This window comes from Candidatus Limnocylindrales bacterium (assembly GCA_035626395.1).
GTDB lineage: Bacteria > Desulfobacterota > Binatia > UBA1149 > CAITLU01 > DASPNH01.
Map to the genome: position 1 here is coordinate 563,032 of DASPNR010000007.1, position 20,118 is coordinate 583,149.

A 20,118-nucleotide genomic window follows, 5' to 3' on the forward strand; every position below is an offset into this window, starting at 1 on the left:
GACGCCTCGAAGCGGCGGGCGTAGCGTCCGCTCGACACGACAATTCGTGATTGGAGGACGCTCATGGCCACGAGTGCGACGGTGCAAAGCTCCACCAACCTGCCGATTTCCATCAAGCCAGGCCGGCTGTTCCTCGACGGCCAGTGGGTCGATGCCGTCAGCGGCAGGACCTTCGAGACCATCAATCCCGCAACCGAGGAAGTGCTGGCCGTGGTGGCCGAGGGCGACAAGGCCGACGTGGACAGGGCGGTAGCGGCGGCTCGGCGCGCGTTCGAGTCGGGGCCGTGGCCGCAGATGCGCGCTCGTGATCGCGGACGTCTTCTCTACAGGGTCGCCGAGCTCATCGAGAAGAACGCCGAGGAGCTGGCGCTCCTGGAGACGCTCGACAACGGAAAGCCGATCAACGAGACGAGCACCGTCGACATTCCGCAGGCGGCCGAGGTCTTCGCGTACTACGCCGGCTGGGCCGACAAGGTGTACGGCGAGACGATTCCGGTCGGCGACTCCTTCTTCACCTACACGCTGCGCGAGCCGCACGGCGTGTGCGGACAGATCATCCCCTGGAACTTCCCGCTGCTGATGGCGGCGTGGAAGCTGGCACCGGCGCTGGCGTGCGGCAACACGAGCGTCCTGAAGCCCGCCGAGCAGACGCCGCTGACGGCGCTGCGGCTGGCCGAGTTGATGGCGGAAGCGGGCATTCCGGCGGGTGTCGTCAACGTGATCACGGGCTTCGGCCCGACGGCCGGCGCAGCCATCGCCGAGCATCGCGGCGTCGACAAGGTCGCCTTCACCGGCTCGACGGAGGTCGGCCGCATCATCCAGCGCGCGGCGGCGAGCAATCTGAAGAGCGTGTCGCTCGAGCTCGGCGGCAAGTCGCCGAACATCGTCTTTGCCGACGCCGATCTGGAGCAGGCGGTCAAGGGCGCGATGCAGGGCATCTTCTTCAACCAGGGCGAGGTCTGCTGCGCCGGCTCGCGCCTGTTCGTGGAGGAGTCGGTGCACGACGAATTCATCGAGAAGCTGGCCAATCATGCCAGGACCATCAAGGTCGGCGATCCGCTCGACCGCAGCACGCAGATGGGCGCGCAGGTCAGCGAAGAGCAGCACACCAAGATCCTCGGCTATATCGAGGAAGGCCGCAGGAGCGGCGCACGGCTGGTCACCGGCGGCGATCGTGCCGGTGAGAAGGGATACTTCGTGCAGCCGACGGTCTTCACCGGCGTGCGCAACGACATGAAGATCGCGCGCGAGGAGATTTTCGGTCCGGTGGTTTCGGCTCTCACCTTCAAGAGCATCGACGAGGCCATCGAGACGGGCAACGACACCAACTACGGTCTGGCCGCCGCCGTCTGGACCAGGGACATCCAGAAGGCGCACCGCGCGGCTCGTGCACTCAAGGCTGGCACGGTGTGGGTCAACACCTACAACGCCTTCGACACCGGAGTTCCGTTCGGCGGATACAAGGAGAGCGGCATCGGCCGCGAGCTCGGACAACACGCCCTGCAGCTCTACACCCAGACCAAGGCGGTCTGGGTTGCGCTGTAGCCAGGACGGGCGCCAGGCACCTTCACGGCACGAGGATGTGCAGGATGCCCTTCTTCGTGCAGATGGAGCAGTTGCAGTCGGTGACGTCCGCGATCTTCGCACGCACTCGGAAGCGCACGCGGCCGCAGTGACACCCACCTGTCGGGCTCTCCCCTTCGTGCACCCGAGGTTGCGCGCTTTTGTCGTCAAGACGCCTGAAAGGGGCGGCGCAACCGGTGTCAAGTTCGTTGACAGCCGCGGCATTGCGGCGCAGCGTTGACGCATCAAGTCTGGCGATGGAGGCAGAAGAGAATGCGACACGACAGGATCATCCGGATTATGGGCGCGATTGCGGCGGCCGTCGTCATTGGCCACGGCTACTCCGGCATTGCCGCAGCCGATCCGGAAGGGCCGATCGAAAAGACCGGCGAGGCGATCGAGCGCGGCGTCGAGAAGACGGGCGAGGCCATCGAGAAGGGCGCGCGCAAGACAGGCGAGGTCATCGAGCGAGGCGCACGCAAGACCGGCGAGGTGGTCGAGCGCGGCGCCGAGAATACGGAGCGCGGCGTCCGTCGCGCGGCGCAGGAGACGGAGGAAGCGGTCGAGGAGACCGATGATGCGGTCGAGCGCGGCGCACGGCGCACCGAGCGTGCAGTCGAGAACGCGGACGACGCGGCCGAGCGCGGCGCGCGCCGCACGGGTCAGGCCATCGAGCGCGGCGCCGAGCGAACCGGTGATGCGGTGGAGCGCGGCGTCGAGAAGACCGACGATGCGGTCGAGCGCGGTGCGCGCCGCACCGGCCAGGCCGTCGAGCGCGGCGCCGAGGAGACCGGAGAAAACATCGAGCGCACGGCAGAAGAAGCCGGCGAAGAGATCGATGAGGAAGTGAATCCCTGACGCGGGATGCGCGCGGCGCGTCGGCATTGAGCCAGGGCCCGGCCGCCATCGATGCGGCCGGGCCCTTTTTTTAGATCATTGCCGGTGCTTGCGCCTCAGCCGATCGCGGCAGGCGCGATTCAGGGCAGCGTGACGGTGGACGTGCTCGCGCCAACGGTCGTCGTGGTGGTCCCGGTTCCGCGCAACAGCGAGAACGTGCTGGCGGCGATGTCACCGACGATGCCCTGCAGCGTCAGACGGTCGCCGACGGCCGGGCAGCCCTTGGCATCGGCCTTGTTCCAGGACTTCAGGAGCTTTTCTTCGTGCACAGCCAGGCAACCGGGGTCGACGTCCTGCGACGAGGCGGCCGCGGCCGCGTAGCAGCGAAGATAGCCTGCGCATTCCTTGCCGAGCGCCGCCATCTTGATCCCGGCGCATTTGCCGCCGTCCAGCCCCAGCGCGCTGGCGATGGACGCGACGTCATCGGCAAAGCCGTCGACGACGTCGCCGGCAGCACCCTCGACCAGGCACGTGCTGAGCGCTTCCAGCTCACTGTATATCGGCGCCAGGCGAGCGCCGTGCGTGGAAACGCAGGCCGGATCGACCGCGCCGCCCTTCTTCATGGCGACCGTGTAACACTTCGCGACAGCCTTGCAGACGTTGCCGGCTCCACGGAGCTGGCCGGCCAGACAAAGCTGCGCCGTTTGTGCCGCGCCCATTTCGGCCGTCCCCACGATGGCCGCCGACGCGACGAATGAAACGATCGCGAAACCGCGCATCCAGTTGCGCATTATCGATCTCCCCGAGATGAAGCTTCCCCGCTGCAGCTCGATTGTTGGTAGTGACCGAAACGGACCCGCATTACGCGGCTCCCCCGACCCCGCGCGAAATGTAGCAGGAATCGCACGCGGCGGTAGAGGAAAAGCCGCCGCGTCGGTGGATCCCATCATTCTATGTAGCCGCTGCCCCTCGCGTCGTGCGCCGACGGCGGAACATCTTCCCATCGAAGCAAAACTGAACGCATGCGAAAAAATCGACGATGCCGCCGCTTCGTTCATGACGACTCTTCGAGCAGATGCGCGTGCGCCGGGGCAGACACGGATGCCAGAGTCCTGCGCATCGCAATGCGCGCGCGTTCGAACACCGTGGCATCGCCGTGGAGCTGGTAGGCCCAGTTGGCCTCCTGAAGGAAGGCGTGCAGCTCGAAGGCGATCTGACCGTCGTCGGTGTCGTGCACAATGTGGCCCCGTCGCATCGCCTCGCCGACCTCGGCGCGCATCGCCCCGAGCCAGTCGGTCGTGAGCGCCACCAGACGATCGCGGATGCGGCCCGGACGATCGTCGTATTCGGCACAGGCCGCCGAGAAGAAGCAGCCGCCGCGGAAAACCGGGTGCTCGACGTGCCGCAGCCACGCCTCGACCAGAGCCAACAGCCGCGGCAGCCCGCGGGGCGCGGGGCGGGCAGGCTCGATGACCTCGCGTGCGAACACCTCCCAGGCGGTCTCGAGGACCGCCAGCTGAAGCTCCTCCTTGGACCCGAAGTGCGCGAACAGGCCGCTCTTGCTCATCCCGAGCGCTGAGGCGAGCCGGCCGATGGTCAGCGACTCGAGGCCTTCGGCGGACGCCAGATCCGCCGCCCGCAACAGGATCTGCTGGCGCGTTGCCGTGCCCTTGCCGCTGGTGGCGGGAGCCATGGCCCTGTTTTAGCACGGTCGTTCGGCCAGCGGCGAATAGTACGATCGTGCTTTTTGGTTACGGTCGTCCCGTGAGAACGGAGCGGCTCGCCGGCAAATGCGCGATCGGACAGATCCGCCAGTGTTTCCGCCGCAAGGCGCTGGACTGTTGTCGGAATCCGCGGCGACGGCTTCAATGCGGCCATGGAAAACACCAGGCGGCGGACCCTTGGCGTACTGCTCTTTCCCGGCTTCGAGGTGCTGGATGTGTACGGCCCGATCGAGATGGTCGGCAATCTCAAGGGCATGGTCGACATCGTCACCGTTGCCGAGCATGCGGGCGCGGTCACGAGCTCGCAGGGACCGCAGACGGTTGCGGCCGAAGGCTTCGCCACAGCGCCCCCGCTGGATCTGCTGCTGGTTCCCGGCGGCATCGGCACTCGCCGGGAGGTCGCCAATGAATCCCTGCTCGAATGGCTGCGCGCCGCCGCGGCCCGCGCCGAGATCGTGACTTCGGTATGCACCGGCGCCGCGCTGCTGGCCAGGGCGGGTCTCCTCGACGGCCGCCGCGCCACCTCCAACAAGTTCGCGTTCTCGTGGGTGATGGAGCAGGGCCCGCGCGTCCGCTGGGTCAAGCAGGCAAGGTGGGTCGACGACGGCGACCGAGTCACGTCGTCGGGCGTCAGCGCCGGCATGGACATGTTGCTGGCCCTGGTCGAGCGCTTGTACGGCAGCGAGCTTGCCACGACCATCGAGCAGCGAGCCGAATATGACCGCCATCGCGACCCCACCTGGGACCCATTCGCCAGGCTCTACGGGCTCGTCGACTGACGGCTGCCGCACGGGGTGCGGTGTTGCGAAGCCTTGGCGCTCCTTCCAGCCTGCGTCCAGGGCCTCTGCGCAGGCCGAGCGGCGTTCCGAGTGGCGCGGCGTTTCTTATACTATTCCGCGCCCGGGTTGCCGATGAGTGCCACTGCTTCCACCCCCAGCACCGACGGGCTGATCAAGCTCTTCAGCTACTACCGCGACGCCGAGATCCGCGGCGCCACGCTGCTCATGAAGATGATGCAGCGCGAGAAGGACCCCGAAGCCGTCGTCCTGTTCACGCGCCACATCAGCGACGAGATGCGACACGCGTGGCTGTGGACGAAGCGCATCCGCCAGCTCGGTGGGTTCCCGGTCGCCGTGCCAGACGGCTACCAGCGCCGCATCGGCAAGGCGCTCGGCATTCCGGGAAGCGTGCTCGACCTCTTCACCCTCACCGTGGTCGTCGAGGAGCGGTCCGAAAGGCGCTACGGCGAGCACGCCGCCAGCCCGTTCTGCGATCCCGACACGCGCGCGGTGCTGGAGGAGCTGACCAAGGACGAGAAGTGGCACATCTCCTGGATGGAAGACTGGATGCTGCGCCTGTCGCGCAACCACGGTGGCGAGGAGAAGGTGCGCGCCCAGCTCGCGCACTACCGCGCGGTGGAGCAGGAGATCTTCGAAGCCTTCAAGGAAGAGGAACGCCGCTGGCTCGGCTTCTCCTTCTCCGATTCCCGCGAGTCTGCCGCCGTTGCTGCGGGGTAGGCTCGACCTCGAGGACCTCGGTCCTGACACCGGGCTCGTCGGCATTGCCGGGTCGCGCACTCAGTTGACCACGCCCGCCCTCGTCCTGGACCTCGACCGGCTCGAACAGAACATTGAAACCATGGCCGAGCACTGCAAGAGCCTGGGGCTCTCGCTGCGGCCGCACGCCAAGACCCACAAATCGCTGCGCATCGCCAGGCTGCAGATGCAGGCCGGCGCCGTGGGCATCTGCTGCGCCACCGTCGGCGAAGCCGATGTGATGATCGCCGGCGGCATCCCCAGCGTCCTGGTCACCTCGCCGGTGGTGCAGCCTGCCAAGATCGAGCGGCTGGTGACGCTCAATCTCGCAGCGAGCGAGCTGATCGTGGTCGTGGACAATCCGCGCAACGTGGCCGATCTGGGCGTTGCTGCCGGGGCGGCGCCAAAGCCGCTCAAGGTCCTCGTCGACCTGGACGTGGGCCTCGGACGCACCGGAGTCGCCAGCGTCGAGGACGGCGTGCTGCTCGCGCGCATCGTGCGGGACACCGGTGGCCTCGAGCTGGCGGGCGTGCAGGCCTACTGCGGACATGCGCAGCACATCGAAGGCTTCGACTCGCGGGCCGAGGTCTCGCTCGAGCAGCTCCGGCGCGTGACGGCGCTCGTATCAGCGCTCGAGAAGGATGGAATGAAACCCAGGATCGTCACCGGCGGCGGCACGGGCACCTACGACATCGACCATCGGGCCGGCGTCTTCACGGAGCTGCAGGCGGGCTCCTACACCGTCATGGATGTGGAGTACGGTGATGTGGAGCTGAAGCAGGGCGCCAGCACCTCGCCGTTCGAGCCCGCGCTGTTCGTCCAGACCACGGTCATCAGCAACAACGCGCGCGGCATGGTGACGACGGATGCGGGGCTCAAACGATTCGCCACCGATGGGCCGAAGCCTCGCATTGCCAGGGGCGCGCCCGCGGGCGCCGTCTACGGCTTCTCCGGCGACGAGCACGGCTGCGTCATCTTTGCGGATCAGGATCAGACGCTGCCGCTCGGTGCCATCGTCGAATGCATCGTGCCGCACTGCGACCCGACCGTGAACCTGTACGACCACTACCACTGCGTGCGAGGAGACGAGCTCGTCGCGATCTGGCCGGTCGACGCCCGCGGCGCGGTCTGAGCGCCGGAGACAGACGCCACCTTGCGGCCGCGATACGGCCTTGCGCTTCTGCTCGCCGCGCCCGCCTTCGTCTGGACGTTCGACCTCCTGACTGCCACGCCGCCGCTGATTCTGGCAGCCGCGACGTTGCCCGCGCTCGTCGCAGCGGCGCTGATCGTCGCCGTGCAATGGCCGGCGCGGCGGCCGCTGAGGTTGCTTGCTGCGGCGTTTGCCTGGGGCGCGATCGGCGCCGCGTTCCTGGCCACCTCCAGCAACGAGATCGCCCGCGCGTGGATGAACGTGCCGGCCGGCGACGCCGGCCGCCTCGTGATGGCGACCCTCATCGCACCGGTGCTGGAGGAATCTGCCAAGGCATGCGGCCTGGTCCTGTTGTGGATGCTGGCTCCGCACGCCCTTCGCACTGCGGGCGACGGCGTCGTCTACGGCGTCCTCATCGGCATCGGCTTCGTGTGCACGGAGAACTTCCTCTACCTCGGCATTTCGATGCTGCAGGGTGGACAGGCGGGAGTGACGTCCGCGTTGTACATGCGCGGTGTCCTCTCGAGCGCAGCGCACGCGACGTTCACCGCATGCAGCGGAGCCGGCCTCGGCGCATCCATGCAGAGGGCGGGCAAGGTGAGCGCGGTTGCCGCAGCGGGCCTGCTTGCGGCGGTGCTGCAGCATGCGGTGTGGAACGGGATCGCGGCGCCGGCCCTCGTCGACACCGTCTGCGGCACTGCCGATGCCGCCGCGTGCGCCGCGGGAGCTGCGGAGGTCTGGCGCATTCCTGCCGCGACGGTGGTCGCGGCGGCCTTCCTGGCGCCAGGCATCGCGCTGGTGAGTGCACTGAGCGGAAGGACAGGGTGGCGAAGACGACGGTGATGGAGTGGACGTGCGCAGGTTCGAGCAATTGGAACGTCTTCATCGTTCCTTGCGCGGCAGCTTGCGCACGCCGATGTGGCGCTTGCCCGCTTCCCTGGCGCCACCCACCGACCACGCCACGCTCTGCACGCCAAGCTGCGGCAGGAAGCCCGAGACGATGCGCAGCTCGACCTCGTCGGCCGCGGGCGCCGCGAGCGCGAAGCGGAGCGGCCGCTTTCCGCTGGCGCGGCCGGTTCCCAGCGCATCATAGACGACGCTGCCGCTGCGCACGGCGCGTACCGAGATCAGCAGCTCGTCGACGGCCAGGCGCAGCGATGGAACGATCTCGAACGCCGTGGCGGTGACCTGGTCGCCGTCGAGGCTGGACAGGCGGCACGTCATCATCGGCACGGCGGCGGGCCAAGGGCCCGCTCGCGCTGCGCCTGCGGCACTCCCGCTGCTGCAGACGGCGCGCACCGGCGTCCCCGAGATGCTCGGCGATCCGTCGTCGAGCGCCTTGGTCTCGTTCTCGCCGTCGCCGTCCATGATCTGCACCCGCAGCGATTCCTCGGGCAACGCCTCCAGGCCCTGCATCCGCTCCGAATCGGGAGTCACCGGCGCGGGCGCCACTGCGCAGACGGCGTAGGCCTCTCCTTCGTACAGCCGCTGCGCGCAGTCCGGCAGCGCAGGCGAGCGCGGATCGAAGATCGCGTGCGTGGCCGCTGCGCGCACCGCTTCCTCGAACGCTCCCCGGCGCGGATCGCCGGCGAGCGTCGCCGCTCGTGCACGCAAACGTGCTTCGCCGCGCTCGCGCGAGCCGGCGAAGACGACGGTGGAGCGATCCAGCGCGGCCAGCACGTGCCGGCCGGTCAGCGCCGGCAGCCGCTCCGAAAGCTCGGGCGCCGCCGCGATCACCGCGTCGCGAGGCAGCGCTCGCACCGCATGCATGGCCGCCACGAACCCGGCGTCGGCCGGCTGCACCACGCGCGCTGCTCTCTGCGCGCTCATGCGCTGGGCCGCGGTAGCGATCAGCGGCGGCGTGGCCAGGACCAGGATCGCCGCCAGCGCGGCACCCTCGTCGAAACGCAGCGCCTTGCGCGCCTCCGTGACGGCGAATGCCGCCAGCGCCGCGAACGGCACCATCCACAGCGCGCGGTATACCATCCACGGCGACAGCAGCGCGCCCGCCGCCACGGTCAGCGGCGGAAAGAACGCGACAGCGGCGCCGGTCAGCGTCGCCGTCAGCAGATAGTCGCGCGAGCTGCCCTTGCGCAGCGCGAGCAGCGGCAGCGCCATCAGTCCGATGAGCAGCAGCGGGTGCGCAACCAGACGCGGATGCACCACGTAACCCATCCTGCCGAGGTGGACCAGACGGGCGCGTTCTTCGTGCACGCGCACGACAGGATGGCTCATGTCGTGCAGCTCGGCGCCGATGGCGGTCATATCTCCGCGCACGGCCACGCCCACCGCGGCCGGATAGATGGCCACCGCCACCAGGATGCCGGCGCTGATCAGGACCGCGCGCCGGTGCCTGCGATCGATGAGCCAGCGAACGGCAGCGAATGCCAGCAGCGGCGTGATCGCGAGCGCGTACACGAGCGCGTGCACCGAGGCGGTGGCGAGCGCGGCAAGCGCGACCACGATGGACCAGCGCGCCTCGCCGCGCGCGGCGCGAAGAAACGCCGCGGTGCACGCGGCCGCCGGCAGCGCCTGCGCAAGGATCTTGTCCTCGCCGGCGCGCGCCAGCAGCGGAACCAGTCCGCCGCTCCAGAGCACCACGGCTGCAAGGACGCACAGGCGCGCCGAGGCTCCCGGGCGGAAGACGGCACGAGCGAGCGCCCAGGCGCTGGATACTCCGAGCGGCGCGATCAGCAGCGGCGCGGCGCGTTCGTAGATCCACACCGGGTCGATCCCCGACAGGCGCGACCACAGCGCCAGCCCCATAAGCCAGGGGTGCACGTTGAAGCGCGCGAACGTGTGCGTGGTGCCGAAGAACGGCTCCTCCAGCGTCAGGCTCGGGCGCTCCAGGTAGGCCCGCACGTAGGCGAGATACCACCACCGGTCGATGCTGCCGCGAGGCGCGAAGAACGCTGCTGCCGCCGCCGTGGCAATCACGAGCGCGAGCACCACCCACGGCCACCACGCCGGCGAGACCTGCCACTGGTCGTCGTCATCTTCGGGTCTGGGCGGCGCGGCCGGCGCGCGGTAGCCGATGCGCGCCACGTAGCAGCCGCCGACCGTCAGCGCGGCCAGCAGGTAGGGAACTGCCGTGAGAGGAAGTCGCGCCGCAACGGCGATGCCGAAGCACACGAACAGCAGCGACAGCGATGCAGCGAAGCCGAAGGCGGGCAGCTCCCAGCGCTCGGGCCGCGCGTGCGTGGCGAGCACGACGGCGGCGCCCGGCAAGAGGAAGAGCGCAAAGGCGACGGCCAGCGCCGACGCGAACGTGCCGACCATCGCCGGCGTCGGCTCAGGCGGCCGGCGCCATCATCTGCATGTACATGGAGCAGATGTCGGGGCCCATGTCGGTGGGCAGGCCGAGGATGGGCAGATCGACGCCGCCGGCGCGCCACTCGTCCAGACGCCTGCGGCAGAAATCGGGCTCGCCCGCGATGACCAGCGCATCCATCATCTCGTCGGAGACGGCCGCGGCAGCCTCCTCGCGCTTCTTGTCGTTGTAGAGGTCTCGCACCTTGTCGGCGTTGTCGCCGAAGCCCATGCGCGTCAGGAGGCCGTGGTAGTAGACGCCCATGCCACCGATGTAGAAGGAGATCAGCCCTCGCGCCGAGTGATAGCTCATCTCCTTGTCGGGCATGGGGATGACGGTGGTGAAGGGCGCGACGGCCACTTCGCGCACGTCGCGGCCGCTGCGCGCGGCGCCTTGCGCCAGGATCCTCACGCCCTTGTCGAGCTGCTGCCAGGGCCAGAACGTGGGCATCCATCCGTCGGCGAGCTCTCCCACCATCGCGATGGCCTTGTCGTTCAGGCACGCGCAGTAGATCGGGATGCGGCTGCGGATGGGCGTCATCTCGAGCTTGAAGTGCCGGAACTCCCACAGGTCGGCGCCGGCATCGGTCAGGCGCTGCCCGGCAATGAGCGCCTGCACGACCTGGATGTACTGGCGAAGGCGCGTCAGCGGCTTCTCGTAGGGAATGCCGTGAAACCCCTCGATCACCTTCTCGCCGGACGTGCCCAGGCCCAGGATGAAGCGGCCCTCGGAGATCTCGTCGAGCGTGGCCGCGTGCATGGCGACGAGCCCGGGCGAGCGGCTGAACACGTTGACGATGCCGGTGGCCAGCTTGATGCGCTTGGTCACCAGCGCCATCTCGGTCAGCAGGGAGAACGCCTCGTACGCCCACGCCTCGGGCACCCAGAACGAATCGTAGCCGAGCTCGTCGGCCTGCTGCACGTAGCGCAGGATGGCCTTGCGGTCGTAGTTCTTCCAGAAGGGAACGAGGCCGGTTCTCTGTTGCATGCTGCTCCTCGGCGCCGGCGCGCGACGCGGCCGGCACTAAACGAGGGCGGCCGTGGGGAGTCAAGCTGCGAGAACGGCTGCTGTTTCTCGTCGGCGCAGGGTGAGCGGCCGGTTTCCTCTGCCATGGTCGCGTTGCGGCCCGCGCGGCCTCGTCGACCGCGCTGACCGCAGGCGGTGAATGCCTTCGCTTTCGCAGCGATGCCCGCGCTCACACGTCGCAAGAAATCGACTGTTGGCCCGCCGGCAGCGGTGGTAGAAACGACGGATGCCAATAGGTCGCGCCGGCCACTGCCCCACCATCGTCGTTCCGGTCCTCACCGCCGTGCTTGCCGCCTGCGGCAATGACGCCGACCTCGGCGGCGGCGCGGAGGCGGACACGCGGCCGGACGTGGCCGTTGTCCGAAAGATCAGCCAGACCAGCGGCGGCTTCAGCGGAGACCTCGCCGACTTCGATCAGTTCGGTTCCGCCGTGGCCGGCGCCGGCGACGTCGATGGCGACGGCATCGGCGACATCGTGGTTGGAGCCGATTGGAGCGAGGATGCGCAGACGCTGACGGCCGCCGGCGCGGTGTGGCTCCTGTTCATGAACGGCGACGCGACCGTACGGTCGCAGGTCAAGATCGCGCCGGGCCTGCAGGGCTTCGACGCGCAGATCGACGACGGCGGCCGCTTCGGAGCGGCGGTCGCTTCGCTCGGCGATGTCGATGGCAACGGCGTTCCCGATCTCGCCGTGGCCGCGCCCTGGCATGCCGAGTCCAACGGGGAGCGCGAAGGATCGGTCTACATCCTGCTTCTGCAGACCGACGGCAGCGTCGCCAGCTGGCGCGAAATCCGGCCGGGAAGCTTCGGCGACGCCGACATAGGGGAATGGGCGCTGCTTTTCGGTCTCTTCGTGGCCGGCATCGGCGATCTCGACGGCGACGGAATTTCGGAACTGGCCGTGGCTGGCGGCGATCCCTTGTGCTGCCGAACCGATCCCAGGGCAAGCGGCGTCTACATCGTGTTCCTGAACCGGGAAGGCGCGGCGGTTCGTGCCGTTCCCGTATCCGGCCTTCATCCTGCCCGTCACTCCGTGGCCGCTGCCGGCGACGTCGACGGCGACGGCGTTCCCGATCTCATCGCGTCGCACGGTTTTCCCTACGTCGTGCTGCTGCGCACCAACGGAAGGACCAAAGCCGTAAAGCCCGTCCGCACGCTCGATGAGGGCGACGGCGCACCGGCCTTCAGCACGAGCGAGCCGGTGGCATCGGCCGATCTGGACGGCGACGGCGTTGCCGAGATCGGCTTTTACAGCGACTGGTACGGCACCAGTCCGGTGCGCCATCTGATCTTCGAGTTTCTGGGTCGTGACGGTGCAATGCGACAGAGGTTGCTGCTCGGCATTGCGGGTCACGGCATCTTGGCGCGCAGCATCGCCGGCGTCGGCGACCTCGATGGCGACGGCCGCCGCGAGATCGCCCTCGGTACGCCGCGCGATGGCGATGGAGGCGCCGAGCGTGGCGCGCTGTGGCTCGTGTCCGTGCCCGCGATCTTCCCCGAGCCGACCACCACCACGACCTCGACCGTCGACTCCACGACGACGACGACGGTATGTTTCCCCGAGCAGTGCGATCCTGGCAGCGCCACCGACTGGGACGTCGAGGTGCATCTGGAGGAAAGCCGCGTGCTCGGCTCCCTCGACCTGTCGATCGAGTACGACGCCAGCCGCGGCTGGTTCGCAGGCTCCGGTGGCGACGTCGAGTGCGAGGCCGATCCGGAGCTGTGGGTGCTGAGCGCCTTCAACGACTGCACACCGCCGGGCTGCGACGTGGCAACGGTCTATGGCGGCGTCATGACCCTGCAGGGCTTCCAGGGCCCGCACCGGGTTGCCACCTGCCGCTACCGCAGCGTCTCCGGCCCTCCGCAGGCCGACGATTTCCGGGTGCTGACGCGCGGCGCCTCCCAGCACCCGAACTTCCGCGGCGTGCACGCGCCGCTGTACCTGGTCGTGCGGCCTGCGTCGGAGTGACCGGGCCGCGGCCCTGCGATCGCGACGCTGCTACACCCGCCGGTCTGAGGCGGGTTCAAAAAAGGCGACGTCGTTCTGTTGCTCTGAGGCAGGATTCACGTAGAGACGCTCCGCGGCTCCCGACGCTTCGACGCTTCCACTCAAGGGGACCCCATGCACCGTACCGACCCGGACTTCCCTGGCGCTCGCTGCAGCCTGCCCATCTGCTTTGCCGTCGCCGTCGCCGTGGCGGCGCTGGCGTCGGCGGGCGAGGCGCCCGCATCCCAGCTGCTGACTCCATCGGTCGGCGCCGCCGATGCGGCCATGGGCAGCGCGACCATGGGCGACCCCGAATCCCCCTCGGCAGCCGCGTTCTCCAACCCCGCCTCGCTCATCCTCTTCGAGCCCGGCGCCACCAGCGGCTCGCTCGGCATTGCCGTCGGCCACAGCTCCTTCGATGCCTCGGCGCCGCCTCGCTATGACAACCGGGACGGGTTCACGGGCTACGTTCCCGAGGGCAGCCTGGTCTTTGGCGGCCCCCACGGCATCCGCGCGGCGCTGGCGCTCTACGGCAGTCTCGGCGCATCGTTCGACACCGATGCGCAGCCGGCGGTCGGCGTGCCGCTCGAGTTCTTGTCGCGCTTCGCCGTCGTCAACGTCGCCGCCAACGTCGCCTGGAAAGCGACCGAGCGTCTGAGCTTCGGGGTGGGCCTGAGCCTGCTGCTCGGCGACGTCAAGCTGCGCTACACGACCGACATTCCCTATCACTTCAGCGTGTGGGGCCCGGGCGTTCAGGCCATCGCCGGCGCGCGTTACGAGCTGACGGACGCGATTGCGCTCGGGCTGGCGATTCGCTCGCCGGGCATGGTGTGGGCCGACGGCGACATGCGCCTGCCCAGCGGCAACAAGCAGGACGTGGAGCTGGACCTGGATCAGCCCTCGCAGATCTTCGTCGGCGTCAATGCCGACGTCACCGAAAAGCTGCACGTGGGCCTGCTGGGCCGCTGGACCGATGCGAGCATTTTTTCGCAGTCCTGGTTTCGCTTCGAGGAGACGCCGACGGGCGACGTCGCGTTCATCGCCGACGCCTCCGATGAATGGCTGATCGCGCTCGGGACGAAGTATGCCCTCACCGAACGCATCACCCTACGTCTGAGCGCGAGCTGGGCCGACACCATCGTCGGCGATCGCAGCGTCTCGCCGCTGCTCATGGATGTCATCGACTGGAAGATCGGCGGCGGCTTCTCGCTGGCGTGGTCGCCGGACTTCATCATCGACGTCACGGCGGGCCACGGCTTCGAAGACGAGCGCGACATCTCCAGCGCCGAGGCGCTCATCTTTCCGGGAGAGTACCGGATGTCGGGGCAGATCGTCATGCTCGGTTTCCGCGCGAACCTTTAGGCTCGGTCGCACGCATTGCCTCCGCGCGGAGCGGGCGGTAGCTTTCGCGCGTGAGCGTGGACAGGAGTGCAGTGGAGGCGCTGGCAAAGCTCGACGTCCGATTCGAGCCGTCGCCGCGCGTTCGCGCACGCGCTCTGGTTTCCGACTACGACGACTGGTACCGGTCCTGGGAGACCCATCCCGACGCGTTCTGGGACGCCGCCGCGCGCGATCTGGACTGGTTCGCGCCATGGTCGCGCGTCAGCGAGATCCACGGCAGCAGGCATCGCTGGTTCGTCGGCGGCAAGACCAACCTTTCGTACAACTGCCTGGAGCGGAACATCGAGCGCGGGCGCGGCCACAAGATCGCCCTGCATTTCGAATCCGAGCGCGGGCCGGCGCGAACGTACACGTACACGCAGGCAATGGGCGAAGTCTGCCGCATCGCCAATGCGCTGAAGTCCTTCGGGATAGGCAAGGGCGATCGCGTCGTGCTCTACATGCCGCTGACGCCCGAGGGCATCTTCACGATGCAGGCATGCGCACGCATCGGCGCGATCCACTCGGTGGTGTACGCAGGCATGGGCCCCGACGCCCTGCGCCAGCGCATCGAGGACTCGCACGCACGCATGCTCGTCTACGCCGACGCCACCTACCGGCGCGGCAAGGTGATACCTCTCAACGGCATTGTCGAGAAGGCGCTGCACGGCCTGAACTTCGTCGAGAACGTGCTCGTGCACCGGCGCGAAGGGTTGGGAAGGCTCGGATGGCGTGAGACGGATTTCATCGAGACGGTCTCGGCGCAGAGCGACGAATGTCCGGCCGAGCACATGGATGCCGACGATCCCGCTTTCATCCTCTACACGTCGGGAACGACGGGACGTCCCAAGGGCGTCGTGCACGTGCACGGCGGCTACGCGGTTGGCGTGCACACGCTGATCCGCAACTACTACGACGTCCGCGAAGAGGACGTGTGGTGGTCGACGTCGGACATCGGCTGGATCGTGGGCCATTCCTACATCTGCTACGGGCCGATGCTGGCAGGCTGCGCGCAGGTCGTGCGCGAAGGCGCCCCCGATCATCCCGACGCCGGCGTCGTCTGGAGCCTGGTCGAGAAGTATCGCGTCACCGGCATGTTCACCGCACCGACCGCAATCCGCATGTTCATGCGCGCGGGCGAGCAGTTCGTCGACCGTCACGACATCTCGTCGCTGCGCGTGCTGTACTGCGCGGGCGAGCCGTTCAATCCGGAGGCCTGGGTGTGGGCGCAGCGTCACATCGGCCGCAACGGCGCCGCCGTCGTCGACCACTACTGGCAGACCGAGATCGCCTCGCCGATGATCGGCACCTTGCCTTCGATGGCCGGCCGTCCCGGCTACGTCGGAAAGCCGATGCCCGGCGTGCGCCTGGACATCGTCGACGGGTCGGGCGCGCCGGTGCCGGACGGGCAGGGCGGGCTTCTGGTGATGAAGGCGCCGGTGCCCTACATGATGCGCACGCTGTGGAACGACCCCGAGCGCTACGAGTCGTACTGGAACGCCACGCTCGGCGGCTACGTCACCGGCGACATCGCGGTGCGCGACGCCGAGGGCTACTACGCCGTGCTCGGCCGCGCCGACGACGTGCTCAACGTCGCGGGCCATCGCATCGGCACCGCCGAGGTGGAAAGCGCGCTGCTGACGCACGCGGCCGTGGCCGAGTCGGCCGTCATAGGCCTGCCCGACCCGATCAAGGGCGAGTGCATCAAGGCGTTCGTGGTGCTGCGCTCCGGCGCCGCCGCCGGCGATGAGCTCGAAGCGCAGCTCATCGCGCACGTGCGCGACACGCTCGGGCCCATCGCGCAGCCTTCGGCGATCTCGTTCATCGGCGCACTGCCCAAGACCCGCTCGGGAAAGATCATGCGCCGCCTTCTCAAGGCCCGTGAGCTCGGCCAGGACGAAGGCGACGTGTCCACGCTCGAAGACTGACGGAATCGCACGCGCGTCTCGGGTGCGCGCGCGTGCCTCGGACCAAGATTCGGAGGGAGCATGAAGCTCGGACTTACCGCCGGCGCCTTCGGCGCGCAGATCAGGATCGACCTGGACGCGATCAAGGAGGCCGAGAGCCTCGGCTACGACTCGGTATGGACGGCCGAGGCCTGGGGCGGCGATGCGATCGTGCCGCTGGCGTGGATCGGCGCGCACACCAGCAGGATCAAGCTCGGCACCGGCATCATGCAGATGCCGGCGCGCACGCCCGCGATGTGCGCGATGCAGGCGATGACGCTGGACCAGCTCTCGGGTGGTCGCATGATCGTGGGGCTTGGCCCGTCCGGACCCCAGGTCATCGAAGGCTGGCACGGTGTCCCCTACGGCAAGCCGCTGGTGCGCACGCGCGAATACATCGCGATCCTGCGCAAGATCTTCGCGCGCGAGGAGCCGGTGACCTTCGAAGGCGAGAACTACCAGATTCCGTACCGCGGCCCCGGCGCCAGCGGCCTCGGCAAGCCGCTGCGCTCGATCCTCCACGGTCGCAAGGACATCCCGATCATCACCGCCACGATCTCGCCCAAGGGAGTCGAAGTCGCGGCCGAGGTGGCCGACGGCTTCATGCCCATCTGGACCAGCGCCGAAGGTCTGTCCACGTTCCAGGCATCGCTGGAAAAGGGCTTTGCCAGGTCGGGCGACGCCGACAAGAAATCGCGCTTCATGATCATGCCGATGGTCAACGTGGTGATCGGCGACGACGTGCAAGCCTGCCGCGACCGCGTCCGCCCTGGGATCGCACTGTACGTCGGTGGCATGGGCGCGCGCGAGAAGAACTTCTACAACTCGCTTGTATCGCGCATGGGATGGGAGGGGCCTGCCAGGAACATCCAGGACCTGTTCCTGTCGGGCAGGAAGGAAGAGGCCACCGCGGCCGTGCCCGACGATCTGGTCGATGCAATCACGCTGGTCGGACCCAAGGAGCGCATCGCCGAGCGCGTGGCGGCGTGGAAGCAGTCGGGCGTGCATTCGCTGATCCTGTCGCTGTCGCGGCGCGAGGACATGCGCACGATGGCCGAGCTTTGCCTCTGAGTGATTCGGGCTCTGCAGTCCATGCGCGATGATGGCGGCGCCGCGTCCGCGCGGCGGTGGGCGCCGCGCTGCAGCCGCCGTGTCCGGGTATCACGTTGAACGGATTCCCGCGCAGACGCCGAGGCCTTCGCATGCCTCGCACGCTGACGGAGAAGGCCATCGTGCTCGTCGTCGGCGCGGCGCTGGCGTACGCGTTGGGCCTGTGGACGGCCCCCGAAGATCCGCGCCGCGGAAAGATGCGCGATTACCCGGACGTCGTGCGAGGACGCGCGCTGGTCAACGACGGGGATAGCATCGAGATCGCACGCACTCGCATACGCCTGTTCGGCATCGACGCGTTCGAGCGCGATCAGCTGTGCGGGCGCAGCGACGGCACGCACTTCCCGTGCGGGCACGTTGCGCGCATCACCCTCGAGCGAATGGTCGGCAACGCCAGCCTGACCTGCGAGAAGCGCGACGTCGACGTCTACGGCCGCATGGTCGCGCGCTGCACGATCGGGCAGACCGACATCGCGGCCGAGCTAGTCCGCGAGGGCCTGGCGCTGGCCTATCGCCAGTACAGCAACGATTACGTGGACGAAGAGGACGAAGCGCGTCTCGGCCGGCGCGGCGCCTGGGATGGCCGCTTCACCACGCCGTGGGACTACCGGCAGGATCGCCGCTGAACGCGGGCCGTCGCCGCGGCTTTCGACCGATGCTCAGGCGACCAGGGCAGCCCGCAGGTTCCGGGTGCAGCGAGGGTCGAAGAGGGGGAAGCACCATCGACGGCTACCTTGCATGCCCCGTCATTATCGTTCGCACCGTAACCGCGAATGCCATTGATGTGATCGCGGCGGGGGGAGTACACGTGCGACGGATGCCCGCGTGCAATCGCGGGCAGAACAGAGCGGGCCGATCTACGAGCCGCGCCATCCCGGATTCACGGTCCTGCATCAGGTGGTCAGCCAGAACCTGGAGACGTTCGTCGAGTTGGCGCGCGCTCGCGGCCATCCTCTGCCGCTATTCGTCGAGCAGACCTTTCGCGACTACTTGGCGTGCGGCGATCCAACCGCGGGGTTCGTCCGCTTCCGTTGTCAACGCTGCCGCTTTGAGCGGATCGTTGCGTTCTCCTGCAAGCGGCGCGGCTTCTGTCCATCTTGCGGGGGTCGCCGAATGGCGGACACCGCGGCCAACCTCGTGGACTTCGTGCTGCCCGAGGTCGGCATACGGCAGTACGTGCTGTCGCTGCCATTCTGGCTGCGCCACCGCCTGGCCTATGATTCCGCACTGTTGACCCCAGTGGTCCAGGCATTCGTCGCCGCCGTGTTCGCGTCGGTGAGGAAGCGGGCTAAGCGCAAGCTCGGTGTTCGCCGCGGGCAGTGCGGCGCTGTGACGTTCGTGCAGAGGTTTGGCGGCGCCCTCAATCTGAACGTCCATTTTCACACGCTCGTGCTCGAGGGCGTCTACGAGACTCCGGCACGCGCGCAGCAGGTGCAATTCCATCCTTTGCCGGCGCCGTCGCTTGAGCAGATCCAGGAATGCCTGGCTGATGCCGCACGACGTATCGAGCGCGTAGTGGCCAAGGGCGGCGTGGGCTCGGAGGACGACGAGAACGGCGATCCGATGCTAAAGACCAATTTGTCGATGGCTGAGATCTATGCCGGCGCGGTGCAGTCGGTAGTGCCGCTTGGCACCGACAAGGGCAGACCAACGCGACGGGTCAGAAAGGAGCCACGCACCGCGCCGGCCTCGCGCAAACAGAGCAAGGATGGCTTGTGTGCCGTCGGCGAGGGCCTGAGCCTGCACGCTGGAGTCTTCGTGCCGGCGCGGGATCGCAGCCGGCTCGAGCATGTGTGCAGGTACGTGGCACGGCCGGCGCTGGCATCGGACCGGCTGACACTGATGGAGGACGGGAGCATCGACTACCGGCTTAGCCGCCCCTGGAATGATGGAACGACGACGGTCGTTCTGGGCCCGCTCGAGTTGCTGGCGCGCCTTGCGGCACTGGTGCCGCCGCCGCGCTCACATCAAGTCCGGTACCACGGCGTGCTGGCGCCCAATGCCGCGTGGCGTGACCAGGTGGTACCGGCAGTCAAGGTCGAGGCAGCGGCCGGCAAGCATTCGCATCGCAGGCACGACGGCCAACCGGCGCGACCAGTGCGCATCCCCTGGGCCGACCTGCTTCGCCGGGTCTTTGCCGTCGACGTGCTTGTATGCCCGCGGTGTGCTGGCCGCATGCACGTGCTGACGGGGCGCGACGCAATAGGGTCCGTCCTGGCGGCAGTCCGCAGATCATCGCCACTGCAGCGGTCACCTCCAGCACGCTGCGCAACGGGCTGAAACCACCGCAGGCTCCGATCACCTGTTTCCCGAAAAGCGCTAGCTGAGCACTGGCACCGCGCCCGTGTGCCGCAGTCCGCGTGAAAGCTCACACGTGGGCGTGGAAACTGCTGAGAAAGGTTGTATCAACCGCGGCGCGGGGACAGGAAAGGACAGGAAAGCGGTACCAGCAAGCCTTCGCGGCATTCGCGCAGTTGTCAGAATGGACCTTATCGGACCCGGGCGAGACCATAGAACCGGTGGCGATACGATGCGGAAGTGCGTTTGAAT

16 protein-coding genes are annotated in these 20,118 nt (G+C 68.2%); 12 read left to right on the forward strand and 4 right to left on the reverse strand.

Annotation, left to right across the window (positions count from 1 at the left end; all coding sequences use genetic code 11):
* The first annotated feature begins 63 nt into the window (after positions 1-63).
* Entirely contained in the window at positions 64-1,545 is a 1,482-nt protein-coding gene (betB, locus tag VEC57_05830) for a betaine-aldehyde dehydrogenase (GenBank protein ID HYB98638.1), read from the forward strand.
* Positions 1,546-1,836: 291 nt separating this feature from the next.
* Positions 1,837-2,421: a hypothetical protein gene (locus tag VEC57_05835; protein ID HYB98639.1), complete on the forward strand. Its 585-nt coding sequence runs from the start codon at positions 1,837-1,839 to the stop codon at positions 2,419-2,421.
* A gap of 119 nt (positions 2,422-2,540) precedes the next feature.
* Here the strand turns inward: VEC57_05835 and VEC57_05840 are convergent, their stop codons facing one another.
* Positions 2,541-3,458: a hypothetical protein gene (locus tag VEC57_05840; protein ID HYB98640.1), complete on the reverse strand. Its 918-nt coding sequence runs from the start codon at positions 3,456-3,458 to the stop codon at positions 2,541-2,543.
* Complete coding sequence (locus VEC57_05845; GenBank protein HYB98641.1) at positions 3,455-4,093, reverse strand: TetR/AcrR family transcriptional regulator; 639 nt, start codon at positions 4,091-4,093, stop codon at positions 3,455-3,457. Before VEC57_05845 ends, VEC57_05840 begins: the two co-directional genes overlap by 4 nt.
* A gap of 183 nt (positions 4,094-4,276) precedes the next feature.
* Between VEC57_05845 and VEC57_05850 the strand changes: the two genes are divergently transcribed.
* The 4 genes from VEC57_05850 to VEC57_05865 all read left to right on the forward strand — a co-directional run bounded on the left by VEC57_05850 (position 4,277) and on the right by VEC57_05865 (position 7,652).
* Positions 4,277-4,903 (forward strand): DJ-1/PfpI family protein, encoded by a 627-nt coding sequence (locus VEC57_05850; protein HYB98642.1) that lies wholly within the window; start codon positions 4,277-4,279, stop codon positions 4,901-4,903.
* 132 nt (positions 4,904-5,035) lie between these two features.
* Positions 5,036-5,641, forward strand: a complete 606-nt coding sequence (locus tag VEC57_05855; protein HYB98643.1) for a ferritin-like domain-containing protein — start codon at positions 5,036-5,038, stop codon at positions 5,639-5,641.
* 64 nt (positions 5,642-5,705) lie between these two features.
* Positions 5,706-6,791, forward strand: a complete 1,086-nt coding sequence (locus tag VEC57_05860; protein ID HYB98644.1) for a DSD1 family PLP-dependent enzyme — start codon at positions 5,706-5,708, stop codon at positions 6,789-6,791.
* Between the two features lie 21 nt (positions 6,792-6,812).
* Positions 6,813-7,652, forward strand: coding sequence for a PrsW family intramembrane metalloprotease (locus VEC57_05865; protein ID HYB98645.1), 840 nt, complete (start codon positions 6,813-6,815; stop codon positions 7,650-7,652).
* A gap of 39 nt (positions 7,653-7,691) precedes the next feature.
* On the opposite strand, the gene VEC57_05870 is transcribed toward VEC57_05865, so the two are convergent.
* Both VEC57_05870 and VEC57_05875 read right to left on the reverse strand, forming a co-directional pair.
* Positions 7,692-10,088 carry a DUF6077 domain-containing protein gene (locus tag VEC57_05870; GenBank protein ID HYB98646.1) on the reverse strand — a complete coding sequence of 799 codons (2,397 nt, stop codon included), beginning with the start codon at positions 10,086-10,088 and terminating at the stop codon, positions 7,692-7,694.
* A gap of 13 nt (positions 10,089-10,101) precedes the next feature.
* The gene (locus VEC57_05875) at positions 10,102-11,106 is read right to left on the reverse strand and encodes an LLM class flavin-dependent oxidoreductase (GenBank protein ID HYB98647.1); all 1,005 of its coding nucleotides are present in this window, start codon (positions 11,104-11,106) and stop codon (positions 10,102-10,104) included.
* 265 nt (positions 11,107-11,371) lie between these two features.
* Here VEC57_05875 and VEC57_05880 point away from each other — a divergent pair, with 265 nt between their 5' ends.
* The 6 genes from VEC57_05880 to VEC57_05905 all read left to right on the forward strand — a co-directional run bounded on the left by VEC57_05880 (position 11,372) and on the right by VEC57_05905 (position 19,848).
* Complete coding sequence (locus VEC57_05880) at positions 11,372-13,114, forward strand: FG-GAP-like repeat-containing protein (GenBank protein HYB98648.1); 1,743 nt, start codon at positions 11,372-11,374, stop codon at positions 13,112-13,114.
* A 153-nt stretch (positions 13,115-13,267) separates the two neighbouring features.
* Positions 13,268-14,494 (forward strand): outer membrane protein transport protein, encoded by a 1,227-nt coding sequence (locus VEC57_05885; protein ID HYB98649.1) that lies wholly within the window; start codon positions 13,268-13,270, stop codon positions 14,492-14,494.
* A 50-nt stretch (positions 14,495-14,544) separates the two neighbouring features.
* The gene (acs, locus tag VEC57_05890; protein HYB98650.1) at positions 14,545-16,440 is read left to right on the forward strand and encodes an acetate--CoA ligase; all 1,896 of its coding nucleotides are present in this window, start codon (positions 14,545-14,547) and stop codon (positions 16,438-16,440) included.
* Positions 16,441-16,500: 60 nt separating this feature from the next.
* Positions 16,501-17,529: an LLM class F420-dependent oxidoreductase gene (locus tag VEC57_05895; protein HYB98651.1), complete on the forward strand. Its 1,029-nt coding sequence runs from the start codon at positions 16,501-16,503 to the stop codon at positions 17,527-17,529.
* A gap of 131 nt (positions 17,530-17,660) precedes the next feature.
* On the forward strand, positions 17,661-18,194 hold the full coding sequence (locus VEC57_05900) for a thermonuclease family protein (GenBank protein HYB98652.1): 534 nt from the start codon (positions 17,661-17,663) through the stop codon (positions 18,192-18,194).
* 199 nt (positions 18,195-18,393) lie between these two features.
* Positions 18,394-19,848, forward strand: a complete 1,455-nt coding sequence (locus VEC57_05905) for a transposase (protein ID HYB98653.1) — start codon at positions 18,394-18,396, stop codon at positions 19,846-19,848.
* The last annotated feature ends 270 nt before the right edge of the window (positions 19,849-20,118 follow it).